Below are 14,266 nucleotides of genomic sequence, written 5' to 3' on the forward strand. Positions count from 1 at the left end.
TTGTCAGGTATATAAATAATGCCACCCCTCCGGTTAAAATAAAGTAGACAACACAGCAAAAAACACATGAGTAAATTAATAGTTTAATGTAACTTTTCATTTTTTTCAGCCCCTTGTTTATCCTGGCTATCTACCGGCGTTTTTAATGCTTCTTTAGTAAAACCATTGATAACTTCAGAGCCGCCAGATCCGATCACATCATATATAAAGTCAGGGATATTATTCCCACCAATTACTTTGTCTACTCCAATAGGAGCATATTTTCCAAAAAAGCCACCGGCTGCAGCTCCGGCTACTGTGCCACTAACGGCAACCGCATCTGCTCCATCCGTGAATATTGTACCACCTGCGGCTATACCCACGTTCTGCCATACCCCACGCCCCGGAGCCAATCCCCCCGTCACTGCCGCGGAAGCACTGCCCCAGTAATCCCAGGTTTTTTGCTGGTTTTCAGGCAAGCTCTGGTTCTTAGCACTGTTTATATCAAACCACTGATATGTCCCGTTCGCTATTTCCGCGATTACTGCACCGCTCACGACCTTACCTATCGACGCCGCCGGGCCTAAATACCACGCACCCGCAATCAACACACCATCTTTATAACCGTTTACGATAACTTTGGTTATATTTGCCCCTTCAGGCATATCACCTTTAACATTTTTACTCATTGCCGCGTTGATCTCTTCCGGTGTCGCCCCTGCACCTTCCATTGATGTCCCAAGCGTTGAGGCTGCACTACCGTAACTGTTCAACCCTGACGGCAGATTGAACATGTCGTTGTTCTCAGAAGTATTTTTTCCTGCCTGAGCCCCTGCAACAGCTGAAGCTTCACTGCCTCCGGCTAGCCCGCCCGCCAGCCCACTTGCCAGCGTACTCAGAGTTGATATGGTCTGCTTTTGCGCCTCATCCAGTTTGCTATAGTCATCCGCACCGTAAAGCGTCTTCGCTATCACGGAAGTTGCGGCGGAGGCGGTCGCGGCACCTGCCGCTCCGCCCAGCGCTGAGTTACCAGATGCCTGCGCCACTGCTGCGCCAACTACAGCATGCGCCATCAGGTTGGCTTGCGGGTTGCCTTCCGTCAGCTTATGTATCTGTTCCGCCAGGTACGGCGCGGCCGCGCCGCTCACGGCTTGGGCGATGTTGCCCCCCGCCAGCCCCTGTATCGCCGCCGTCGCCGCGCTGATACCCTGCTGCACTGCCCCGCCGGTCCCCATTCCGCTGTCCAGCATCGCCCGGTTGTACAGCGTCTGATACACCTGACCCGTGATGTCGGCCGTGGTGGGTTCCTGACCCGGATTAGCCTTCCGCCACTGCGCTTCGGCGTCCTTCCTCTGGTCCGGCGAGATGTTTTTCATCTTCTCAGTGGCCGCCTTCGTCGCCGCTATCTCGCCCTGCGTCCGCGCGATGTCGCCCGCCTGGCTGCCGATTTCTGCCAGCAGCTGCGCCGTCTCCATCCGCCGCTGCTCTTTATCCTTATCGAAGATTTTATCCAGCCCCGGATTCGCCCCCTCTGCGTCGCGGCTCAGCGCCGACACGTCCTGCGTCTGCTTCGCCTTATCGCGGATAACAATCGTGCCGTCGCTCACCGCCGACTCCGTCACCGACGAGGCGCTGCCGCTGCCGTTCAGGCCCGCCAGCAGGCCGTTCGCCATGTTGCCCCCGAACTGGCTGCCGATGCTGCCGCCGGTGCTCATCCCCACGCTCTGATGCTCGGTTTTGTAGTCCGCGTGGTTCTCTATGTTGCTGAAGCCCAGCGTGCCGGTGTCGAGCCGGTTCTTATCCGCGCTTGCCGCTGAGCTGATGACCGCGCCGTTGAGCTGGGTGTGCTCACCGGCGGTCACGTCAAAGCCGCCCTTACCGGCAAAGATGCCGGTAAGGGCGGCCACGCTCTGCCAGTTGCTGTGCATTTTGTCCTGGCTGAGGTTCACGCTTGCCGACCCGGTCATCGAGCCGAAGGTGAAGCTGCCGCCCGCGCTGGCGTTCTGCTGCTTACTGTCGTAGCGGTCGCTGTCCTGCTCTGAGGTCAGCGTCAGGTTGCGGCCGGTGCCGACCTTCACGCTGTCGCCGCGCACCTGAGCGCCCGTGAGCGTGGTGTCGCGCCCGGCGTTCAGGCTCAGCCCGTTGCCCGCCGTGAGCGTGGTCCCGGTGTGGGTCAGCCCGTTGCCGTTTGCGCGGCCTTTGCCCGCGTTGACGCTGGCCGACACGCTGATGCCGTAGCCGCCCGATCCGGCAGTCAGCCCGATGCCGGCGCTGCCGCCCCTGCTGCTGTTGGTGCTGTCGGTGCGCTCGCTGTTCTGCGCAGAGAGCAGGCTGATGTCGTTTTTCGCCGTCAGCCCGAGGTCGCCCCCGGCCTGCAGCTGACTGCCCTGCACGAGGATATCGCCCGCGCTGCCCGGCTGCGCGCCGGTGGCGGTGATGTTCAGGTTACCGCCCGCGCCCAGCGTGCTGCCCTGCGCCTCGCGGCTTTCGGAGCGGGTCTCGCTTTTCGACGACTGGCTGCCGTAAGAAAGACTGATGCCGACCGAGCTGGTGGAGCCTTCGTCATAGCCTTTATCACCCGGTTTGAGGCCCGAAGCGGTGTTTCTGGCGTTCGCCGCGTCGGTCTGCGCGCCGTCCATCTGGTAAGCCTGCGCGGCCTGAGCCGCAGTCAGCGCCGCCCTGGTCCCCTGCAGCGCCTTCAGCCGGCCATCATCGCTCTGATCAGCGGTGCGGGCGGTCTGCACCGCCGTGTTCAGCGCCGCGCCCACCGTCCCGGACAGCGCCAGCGTCAGGCCGCTCTGTTTCTGCTCGGTCTTCGTCAGCACGGTGTGGCTGTTTTCGGCTGCGCTGACGGTCACGTCGCCGCCGCTCACGGAGAGATCTTTACCGGCGATGACGTCGCTGCCGTGCACGGTAAGCTGATTACCGGCGCTGAGGGTCACGCTGCCATCGCTGCTGCCCACCGTACTGCCCCGGTTAAGTGCACCGCTGGCGTCGGTGCTGCTCTTCTGCATCGCCTGACCCACGGTGAAACCGATGCCGCCGGTACCCATCAGGCCCGATTTTTTCTCCTCGCGCTGATGCACTTCATTATTCGTTTCTGTGGCGGTCGTGATGCTGAGATCGCGGCCCGCCGTCAGCGCCACATCCTGCGTACCGGCGACGTTGCTGCCGGTCACGGCAATGTCGCGGCCCGCCTGAAGCCGGACGCTGTCACCGCTCAGCGTGGTGCTGAGCGCCTCGCTGCTGTGCAGCTCGTCGTGAGTTTCCAGACTGCTGCCCGACAGCAGCCCTTTGCTGGACTGCTTACTGTGTTCGGTGAGATCGGTCCGGCTGTTGCCCGCGCTGAGCACGATATCGCGTCCGGCACTCGCGGTCAGTGCACCGCCCGCCGTGACGTCGGCGGCGGTCGCGCGGATATCCTGTCCGGCGCTCAGCTGCAGCGCGCCGCCGGCGGTGATGCGTGTCCCGGCATCACTCTGCTGTGACAGGCGACGGTAGTTGCTGCTGTTCCAGCTGTCGTCTTCACTGTGCTGCGTGCTGAGGGTGCCGAGCGTCAGGTCATTGCCCGCCTGAATCGTCGTGGTACTCTTCTCTCCGGCGTTGCCGATATCGCTGGCGGCCAGAGTGATATTGTTCAGCGCGCTCAGCGTCAGCGCACCGTCACTGCCCTGCACGTAGATACCGGCCGGACGATCGATCCAGCGGTCGGTTCCGTCGCCGCGCAGCGTGGACTGGCTGGTGATGTCGCGCCCCGCCAGCAGCGTAAGCTGACTGTCGCCACGCACGGTACCACCAGAGTTAGTGATATCCTGACGGGCGGTGAGGTTCACCGTGTTGCCGCTGATGTAGCCACTGTTGGTCAGCGACTGCGCCGTCAGCTGCGTCACGTCGCGCCCCTGAATGGTCCCGCTGTTGGTGATGTCATTACGGGCGTTCAGCGCCACGCTACCGCCCCCGATCAACGCGCCGTCGCCGGTTAAGTCACCCTGTTTTACCTTCGCATAAACCTGCGGCACCAGCACGGTCTGCTGTGTGCCATCCGGCAGCGTTACGGTCTGGTTCACCAGCCAGACGATGTCGCTGGTGAGCAGTGCCATCTGTGCCGGAGTCAGCGCCACGCCGGGTTCCAGGTTGTAGGCTTTGCCAAAGGCTACCCCATTATTCATCAGCCCGCGATACTGATCTTCATCGCTGCCATACCCGCTGATATAGCGGTTGCCGGTCAGCTGAATAATCTGATCGCGTACCAGCCGCTGCTCGTAATAACCATCACCCAGCCGCTTCAGAATCCGGCTGCTGTCGGTGGCCAGGGCATTCTGCATATAGTCGCTGCTGAGCCACTGCTTCTGATTCACAAAGCGCGGATCGGTCTCGACCAGATAGGGGCTGCCACTGCCGGGCTGCAACTGATAAAGGCTGTTATCCGGCAGACGGATGTCCGGTGAGACAGCGCGGATCACCGGCGTAATCGTCTGTCCGTCGACCACCGTCGCGGGCAGCGTCAGCGAGAACTGCTGCCCGGCAGGTAACAGCAGCGGCCGGTCTTTGAGGCTGCCGAGTTTGTCCAGCGTCAGTGTGCTGTCATAGCGTAATCCGGCGGGCAGCAAGGTACTGCCGCTATCCGTGGCATTCAGCGCCACGGCGGTAACCGCCTGCTGAAGAGAAGGCGAGCCAATACTGTCGGCCTGCGCAGTAACGTTCTGCTGCTGCCGGTTGCCGGTCTGATAGCCATTGCCCTGCGGCGCGGCATTCGCCTGCCAGCTCAGCGTCTGCAGATCGATGGTTTCCGTTACGGGCGCCGGGCGATAGGTTTTCCGATCCTTGCCCTGCGAGGTTTCGGTCCCGCCAAATTTCTTTTTCTTCTTCTTCGCGTACCAGCGTACCGATTTGCCGCTGTCCGTGGTGACGCGCGTTCCTTTTGTCGCCTGATTATTCAGCTCACCTATCTGACCGCCCAGCACGGCTCCCGCGACAATCTGACTATCCTGATTATTGAGACGGCCGGCGCTAAAGGTCATGTTGCCGCCCGACAGGATTTTGCCCGGATCGCTCTCCTTAATCTGGGTTTCTTTCACTACTCTTCGGTAGTCATACTCATAAAACTCGCTGCCGCTGGTGCCGTCCGGCATTTTTGCCGTATGCACGCCATATTTATTTTTTTTGCTGATGTCCACTTTGGCCCAGTCGAAGCGGTCAGTATGACCTTTGAGCACCGCGTCATGGTGCTGGCTATCTTCCGTCGTAACGACCTGTGTAGTCAGATGACGGTTGGTATTGTTGATTTCCGCCATGCTGATCGTGGCATCCTGCCCGGCCTCAATGGTTGCCCCGTCATTGTTGAGCTGCTGCCCCTGTCCGGTGGCCTGATAATTCGCATCCAGCTGGCCGCCAATATGCAGATCGCCATCACTGTAAATCAGCGCATGGTCACGATTATTCAGGGTGTCTGCCCCGATATCCAGTCGCTGTCGGGCAGCAATCACTGCCGCTTTGCCCTCTTCGCTGAGGTTATTGAGCAGCGAAGCCGCAATGGCAATGTGATCGCCAAAGATGCGACCGGTGCCGCTATTATTCAGAATGCCCGCCACCAGATGCGTCAGGCCACCGTCAATCAGACCCCGATTATTAAGGGTATCGGCCGCCGTGATGTCGGTCTGTCCGCCGCTGATCTCACCACCTGCCTGATTGTTGATGTTCTGTGCGGTCAGGAACAGCGCCTGCTGGGCCGCGAGGGTGCCGTCGTTGATGACGTCACCCGCTGTCGTCAGGCGCAGTGTGCCGTTGGCTTTGACCGCCGAGGTATTGTGGAAATCACCCGCCAGGGTGATGCCAAGATCACCCTGCGATAACACCTGCCCGTCGCCGCTCAGTGCAGCGGCGTTGATCTGCGCGTCGTGATCGGCGATCAGGGTGCCCTGCTGGTTGTTGATAGTCAGCGTCTGACCCGGCGCATTATTGATGGCCAGCATCCGACGCTGCTGGATTTTAGAGGCAGCAGACCGGGCTGGCGCACTCTGCTGGATGGTTAGGGTATCGGCGGAGGAGATCAGCCCGCTGACGTTGTCCAGCGCCTGCTGCACGATCAATGCCAGCCGCTGATTTGCACGTAACGCACCCTGGCTGTTATCCAGGGTATCGGCTTCGAGGGTTAAGCTGCCCGCTTCGATCCCTTTGCCGCTCAGTCGGGTATCGCGGTTGATCAGCGATGGCGTGGTAATCGTCATCTGCTGGCCGCCCTGAATCAGCCCGCTGCGGTTATCCAGCTGCTGGCTCAGCGACAGTAAGCCGTCACCGACGCTTTGCACCAGCCCGTTACTGTTGGTGAGCTGACCTGCCGTCAGTGATAGCGTGCCTGCCGAGAGGAGTTTGCCTGTCTGATTAAACAGCGCATTTTGTCCCGCATTGAGCGTCAGATCGGTGCCGCCCTGTATCTGCCCCTGCTGGTTATCCAGCGCGCCACTGTCGATGTGAAGGTTACCACCACTGGCAATTAGTCCGCGCTGGTTAGCCAGCGTCTGGCCGGATGTGTTAAGGGTGATATCCCCCGCCGACTGCAGTTTACCGTCACTGTTGTTCAGTGCCTGACCGCTGAACAACAGCCCGCCATTACCTGCGATTTGTCCCTGACTGTTGTTCAGCTCAGAGGCATTGATCGTGGCCTGGTTTCCGGCGGCAATAAAGCCCGTCTGGTTATCAATCGCATCACTGCGCAGATCCAGACTGTTCAGAGCAACGATGCCGCGCTGGCTGCCACTGTCGCGATTGATCAGGGTGTGGCCCTGGGTGTCCAGCGTCATGTTGCTGCCGGCCTGTAACAGACCGCCCTGGTTCTGCAGCTCGCCACTGGTGAGATCAAGCCGTCCTCTACCGCCCGTCAGCGTGCCGGACTGGTTGTGAATGTCGCCTGCCGCAATCTGTGCCCCTTTGCTGCCGGTGATAAAGCCGCGCAGGTTATCCAGCGTGCCGCTGTAGAGCTTCAGGATGCCCGCACTGAACAGGCCGCCTGCCGCTCCACTGTCACGGTTAATGAGATCGTTGCCATGGGTATCCAGATGGAGATCGCCGCCCGACTCAATCCTGCCTGCACGGTTGTTGAGCAGCCCGCTGTCCAGTTGCAGCGTGCCTTTAGCGCCCAGTTGCCCCTGCTGATGATCGAAGGTCTGCTGATGGGTGTCGATGCGGACATTCTGGCCCAGCATCACCCCGTACTGGCCATCGATCTGGCCCGTGGAGAGGAGCAGATCGCCACCCGCCACAATCCCCCCTTGTGCACCGCTGGCAGTGTTGGTCAGCTGCGCGCCGTGGGTGTTCAGCGACAGCGCCTCACCCGCCTGCAGCAGGCCATGCTGGTTATCCACGCTGCCGCTCTCCAGCGTCAGCGCACGATCGGCAGTGAGGGTGCCGTCAGTGTTATTTACTGCACCGCTGTTGAGCTGGGCGTTGCCCGCCGAGACCAGTAAACCGCCGCTGTTGTTGATATCGCCGCTGCTCACGTGCAGATTGCCGCCCGCCACTATAACGCCGGATGCCGCGTTATTCAGCGCCTCTCCCTGTGTATCCAGCTGCATATCACCGCCAGACTGGAGCCGTCCGGCGCGATTGTTTAGCGCACCGCTGCTCAGCTGCACTTCCCCTCTGGCACTGACCAGTCCCGCCTCAATATTGACGGCCTGACCCCGGCTATCAATGAACAGGTTTTGTCCCTGAATGACGCCGTGGTCGCCCGCAATCGTTCCGGTTGAGAGTTGCAGATCACCGCGCGCCACAATGCCGCCGCGGTCGCCGCTGGCTGTGTTGGTCAGCTGCGCGCCGTGGGTGTCCAGCGACAGCGATGCACCGGACTGGATCAGGCCGCGCTGATTGTCAAACGCGCCACTGTTCAGCGTGAGTGCGCCATCCGACAGCAGCGTGCCGTCACCGTTGGTCACACCTGCACTGCTGATCGTCGCTGCCGAAGCCGCTGCTATCACGCCGTTCTGGTTATCAAGGTCGCCGCTGGTGAGGGCAAGTGCGCCGCCGCTGACTATTCCGGCTTTACCGCTGTCACGGTTGATCAGTGCATTGTCGTGAGTATTGATCGCCAGATCGCCGCCGGACTGCACCAGGCCGGTGCTATTGTCCGTTTTACCGCCGGAGATCTTCAAATCGCGCCGGGCCACCAGATTTCCGCCGGTGTTATCGATCTGGCCCTGTTGGGTGTCGAGGTTTACCCCCTCACCGAGCACGGTTCCGCTGTGGTTATCCAGTCCCTGGCTGCGCAGGGTAAGTTGCTGGCCCGCTTCGATGCGGCCCTGCTCATTATCGATAGCCTGACGGGTCGTTAATGTGGCATCGCCGCTGATAGCAGTGATGCGGCCTTGCTGGTTACTCAGGCCAGCACTATTAAGTTTCAGATTGCGGCTGGCCTGCAGCGCGCCCTGTACGTTCGTCAGGGTCTCCTTAACCTGCAGTTGCAGATCACCGCTGCCCGCCGCCAGTAGCGTCCCGCCACTGTTATCCAGGCTGGCTGATGTGACGCGCAGATTACCGCCGCTCTCAATCCGTCCACCGCGGTTGTCTGCGTCACCTGAAACCGCGATCGCCATCTCGCCTGTGCCACGCTGCGACAGCACACCCTGATGGTGATCCAGCGTGCCCGCCGTCAGCGTCAGCGCCTCTGCCTGGATATGCCCCTCTGAGAGATCGATCCTGTCGCCGCTGAGCGTTAGCGCACCCGCTGACAGCAGATTGCCCTGATTGCCTTCCAGCCGGGTTGTATTAAGGGTCAGCGCGCCGTTGCCCGCCAGCTGCACCGTGCCGCCCTGATTATCCAGCCATGGCGTATCAAGCTGCAGGGAATCACCGTTACCTGCAATCAGCCCGCCGCGATTTTCGATGTGCTGTGCCTGTAGCCGGGTATCGCCTTCATTGCTCAGCGTGCCCTGATTGTTGAGTAGTGAACCGGTGGAGAGAGTCAGCGCTTCACGGTTCTGCTGGCGCAGCAGACCGCGATTGTTACTGACGTTTTGGGCTGCGATGGCCAGGCTGCCAGCGGCCAGTTTGCCGTCGTCATTGTTAAGCGCTGTTGCGGCCTGGATCCCGAGCATGCGGCCCGCTACCGTTGCCCCCTGGGTACTGACATCCGCCTGCGTAGAAGTCAGCGCAATCGCATCGGCTGAGGTCTGACTGCCGGCCAGATCGACCCGGCTGCCCTGCGCCTGAATCTGGTTATGCGCCAGATTTTTACCCTGAGCTTTCAGCTCGCCCTGACTGGTCAGCAGCAGATTACCGGGCTGACTCAGTGTACCGTTGCCGTCAACGCCTGCCGCCAGCGTGCTTTCAGCGCTACTCTGCAGGGTACCGGCAGAAAGTGTGGCGTTTCTGCCCGCGCTCACCATACCGCTGTTGCGCAGTGTACCGCCGGATGTCAGCGTGACATCCTGCTGTGAGACGATATTCCCGCGGTTATCCTGGTCGCCATTGCTGGCTATCTGCAGTGCGGCCTGACTTTGCAGTGTGCCGCTGTTCTCCAGTCGGCCATCCACCGTCAGATGCAGTTCACCGGCGCTGGCCCCCAGTTCACCGGCATTCCGCACACCAACGCCCTTTTCAGTCCCGGTCAGAGTAATTTTATTGGCATACATACCGCCAATTGCCGCCACATCGAGCGCAAACTCAGGCCGTGGCGTCCCATCATCCGCTTTAACCGTCGTGACGTTACCTTCGGTCGCGACCTGGTTCCTGCCCGTGACCACATTAATTTCACGGGCATGCACTCTGGCGTTCACCGCTACCGACTGCGCAATGATCTGGGTGTAGTCCGCATCGCTGTCATTGAGGCCCTTACCTTCGATATTGATGCGGCCGCCATTCACATCGAAGCCTTTAAGCTGACCATTTTCGATCAGCGCCTGCCCGGTGGTGAGCGTATTGCGGCTGGCATTAATAAATCCGCAGCCGTTACAGGTGATGCCTGAAGGGTTAGCAATCACTACCGCTGCTCGTTTACCCGCGACTTCGATAAAGCCGTTCAGCTGGCTCGGGTTACGGCTGTTCACCTCATTGAGGATGACCGTCGCTTCCTGCTTTGACAGCCACGGATTTGCCGCGACCATGCCGCCCAGTTGAGTCGCGGTGTTCTGATGACTGTTGTTGAGGATTGCGCCACGTGCATCGACGTCGAGCTGGCTGTACTGATTGCGGGAAACGCCCTGGCTGTTGGGCGTCTGAATGTTAATTTGCGGCAGACCGTTGGCAGTGGCCATAACGGTAGGCTGCTGGCTGCCCGGCGCGCTGCTGTCGGCCACGATGTTAGCCTGGGCTGGCAGGCTGATCACCCCAGCCGCCAGCCAGAGTGCAAAGCTGAGCGGTGAGATCCTTACCCGTGTCTCTGACAGTGAGGTGCGTTTCGGGCTGCGGGCAACGCGCGAATAGCCGCTGCGGGTGATGTCGGACACCACCATTAACATGCCGCGAACCCGGTTGAAGATAAGGCGATAGCAGAGTTTATTCATAATGCGCACAGTCCATTGTCAGCAATATTGATAAAGGATTTAGTAGTTCCAGTTCACGCTGAAACCAAACGTCACAGGATCGGTTTTGAAGCCGTCCGGTTTTGACAAAGGCATTCCGGCAAACAAGTCGTAACTGACACCGGCGGGCGTGAGGCCGCCGCGCAGCCCGAGGACGCCACCTGCCAGATGACGACCCAGTGGCCCACCCTGTGAGGCACTGTTGCCCCCTACCTCGCCATAGTCGGCACCCAGGTAGAGTTCCTGCGCAGGCAGCGGCGTCTGCCAGGCCAGCGTGTTCTGAACGGTCCAGCCCCGGCTGGCACTCAGGGTGCGTTCACCATCAAAACCGCGCACGGTCCAGCGGTTGCCAATCGCGAACTCATCCTGCGGAGTCAGCGGGGTGTTGCTCATCTGGCGACGATATTGGATGTTGTAACTTAAATGCTGATTGCCCAGCGTGAACGGCGTGGTAAGTCCCGCCTGCCAGGTCAGAATTTTTGATAGCGCGGTGGCATAGGTGGAATCCTGATACGACTCCTCCCAGGCGGGCAGCGCGCCGAACCAGCGCGTGCCGCGCTGATAACTGACACCGGCGTCCAGCGTGGCGGGGCCGATATAGTGCCGGTGTGACAGGCCGAGTCGCCATGCGCTGGTACGACGCTGCTGGCTGGTAATTTCGGTGTCGTTGATGAAGTTGCGTGACGCTTTGACCAGCACATCAGCGCTGACGGTGGTTCTGGCGGTCGCATTGCGGTAGATCACCCGACTGGCCTGAACATCCAGCGATCGGCTCTTACCGGCGTAGAGAAAATCGCGGCTGTAACCGGCAACCGTCTGATGATAGTCGTAGTCGCTGGCGGTAAGGCCAAACAGCCAGTAGCCCACAGGTACTGAGTAGTGTCCCGACAGGCTTTTGCTGCTTTTTCTGCCCGCAAATCCCAGGTCGCGGCTGGCGGTCAGGTAGAAGAGATCGCTGAGGGAGGTGGGATTATCCAGCGCCAGCATGATCCCGCTCTGGTAACGCCCGGTACTTTCGGTGCCGGAGTCATCCAGCCATGCGCCGAGTCGCCAGAAACGACGTTGCGTACGTTCAATCACAATGTCACTTTCACCTGGATTGAGACCAGGGCGCAGCGCCATGTGCGCCTCTACCGTCGGCAGACGCTGCAGGTTCTCCAGCCCCTGTTCGATATCCCGCAAATCCAGCAGATTGCCGGCATGGGCGGGTAATGCAAGCCACAGGCTGACGTAGCGGGATGAGGAAGGTGACAATTCCACATTGCGAATTTTGCCAGGTACGATTAGCAGGTGCAGAACGCCCTGACGCAGATCCTGCTGCGGAGCCAGTACGCGCGTTGTCACCCAGCCGTGATTAATCAGCCGGTTTTGCAGCGTGCCCATTAACTGGCTAATCCCTTTTACGCCCAGACAGTGACCATTCGCCTGACTGGCAAGACGTTGCAGAGGCACCCAGTGCGGCAGCGCTTCCTGCCCGGACAGGCTGACCTTCTGAATAACAAAGCAGGGGGTTTCCTGCGGAAACTTAAGACGGGATGGTGACGGAACCGTTTCTGAGAGACGCACATCAGGCACCTGCGGCATCAGCCGCTGCTGACGCGCTTTCTGTTGCGCCTGCTGATGCTGCAATTGCTCATCACCGGGTGCCGCCTGCACCGTGTGTACTGCCAGGGCGTTGATCAGCAGCGCGCAGGGCAGAAGTGCCAGCGCTGTGAAAAGTCCATTTTTATCGGGCCGCATAACCTATCCATGTGGTTAAGATGTTACAAAATGTATATAGCTGCTTACTTTGGGCACATTATGCCGCCGCAATCTTAAATCTCAAGAAAAAATGCAGAAAAACTTACATAAAACTTACAATAGCAAGCTGCGCACCCCGCTTAAAAACGTACCATCCCTTACCACAAATCCGCTTATAGCAGGGACAGAGGCCTGTTCAGGCACGCATCAGCTCGTATTAATTCGTCGACGCAGTAAGCTGCAGGAAGTCTGCGGCCCGGACTTTACGACTAAATGGATTGCGGCCCCGCTGGAAAAAAGGTTCACGATTTAATCTGACCAACCGGACTCACCTCTTATTTAAGGTGGCACGCAAATCCAGCCCCCCTCCCTGTCAGCCTGCGATCGTCACAGGAAATTCATTAAATCGTGTTAATCAATGTATGAATGCTGGCGAGATGAAGGTCTGTTTCCGCTGTCGGCATCGGTCTCATCCTCTTTTCAGGGCATAAAAAAGCCCCCTCTGAAATGAGGAGGCTCAGCCTTTACCAGATTAAGTGCAGTACTTAGTGCAGCTTAAGCCGCGGGCGGATAACCCGGTTGATGCTGCCGACCAGCATCATCAGGCCGGTTTTAAAGTAGCCATGCAGTGCGATCTGGTGCATACGATAAAGTGAGATGTAGACAAAGCGCGCAATGCGCCCTTCCACCATCATTGAACCGCGCATCAGGTTGCCCATCAGGCTGCCGACCGTACTGAAGCGGGAGAGCGACACCAGCGAACCATGATCTTTGTAAACATAAGCCTTCAGCGGTTTGCCCTGGCGCTGAGCAAGGATATTGTCCATTGCGCGTGAGGCCATCTGGTGCGCTGACTGGGCACGAGGCGGAACAAAGCCGCCGCCTGGCAATGCGCAGGAGGCGCAGTCGCCAATGGCGTAGATGTCATCATCCAGCGTGGTCTGCAGTGTTTCTTTCACCACCAGCTGATTGATGCGGTTGGTTTCCAGTCCGCCAATCTCTTTCAGGAAGTCCGGTGCTTTAATGCCCGCCGCCCAGACCATCAGATCGGCTTCAATAAACTCACCGCCTTTGGTATTCAGGCCGTTCTGCTCAGCGCTGGTCACCATAGTCTGCGTCAGAACGCGCACGCCCAGTTTGGTCAGCTCCTGATGCGCCGCAGCTGAGATGCGCGGTGGCAGTGCAGGCAGAATACGTTCACCCGCTTCAACCAGCGTCACATTCAGCGCTTCGCGTCCCAGGCCTTTGAATCCGTAGCTGTGCAGCTGTTTGACCGCATTATGCAGTTCCGCTGAAAGCTCAACGCCCGTTGCGCCGCCACCCACGATGGCGATGTTGACTTTTTCGACCTTGCCTTCGCTGGCGGAGAATTTCAGGAACAGGTTAAGCATCTCATTATGGAAACGACGCGCCTGATGCGGGTTATCCAGGAAGATGCAGTGATCTTTCACGCCAGGCGTACCGAAGTCATTGGAGGTGCTGCCCAGCGCCATGACCAGCTGGTCGTAGGCGACTTCGCGCTGTGGCACCAGCACTTCACCGTGCGCATCAAGCACTTCGGCCAGACGGATCACTTTGCGGCTGCGATCGATGTCGGTAAGCGAACCCAACTGGAATTCGAAACCGTGATTGCGGGCATGGGCAAGATAGCTCAGCGCATCAATGCCTTCATCCATCGAGCCGGTAGCGACCTCGTGCAGCAGCGGCTTCCAAAGATGGCTGTGGTTGCGATCGACCAGGATAATCTCGGCCTTCTTTTTACGACCCAGTTTATGGCCCAGCTGCGTTGCCATTTCCAGGCCGCCCGCTCCCCCTCCGACAATAACAATTCTCTTAACAGACGTAGTCAACAAAGACCCCCTCAAATTGTGAACCAAAAGTTAACCAAAGGTTAAATTAAACCTTAAGAAACATAGGGTTGGCGAAGTTAAAATCGCTATCTGCTCGCAGAATAGCATGGCGGGAAGGGGAGAACATAAGAATATTGATATACATCAAAGCGGGAAAATAAAACTCAGAGAATTACGCAATGA

General features: G+C 59.1%; 3 protein-coding genes. All 3 read right to left on the bottom strand.

Annotated features, from left to right (window positions below):
* Positions 1-83: 83 nt before the first annotated feature.
* Entirely contained in the window at positions 84-10,475 is a 10,392-nt protein-coding gene (locus F3I20_RS03725; protein WP_150059906.1) for a hemagglutinin repeat-containing protein, read from the bottom strand.
* 39 nt (positions 10,476-10,514) lie between these two features.
* Positions 10,515-12,233 carry a ShlB/FhaC/HecB family hemolysin secretion/activation protein gene (locus F3I20_RS03730; protein WP_150037760.1) on the bottom strand — a complete coding sequence of 573 codons (1,719 nt, stop codon included), beginning with the start codon at positions 12,231-12,233 and terminating at the stop codon, positions 10,515-10,517.
* Between the two features lie 545 nt (positions 12,234-12,778).
* The gene (locus tag F3I20_RS03735) at positions 12,779-14,083 is read right to left on the bottom strand and encodes an NAD(P)/FAD-dependent oxidoreductase (RefSeq protein ID WP_150009695.1); all 1,305 of its coding nucleotides are present in this window, start codon (positions 14,081-14,083) and stop codon (positions 12,779-12,781) included.
* Between the last annotated feature and the right edge of the window lie 183 nt (positions 14,084-14,266).

The sequence above is a fragment of the Candidatus Pantoea gossypiicola genome (assembly GCF_008632075.1).
Taxonomy (GTDB): Bacteria; Pseudomonadota; Gammaproteobacteria; order Enterobacterales; family Enterobacteriaceae; genus Pantoea; species Pantoea gossypiicola.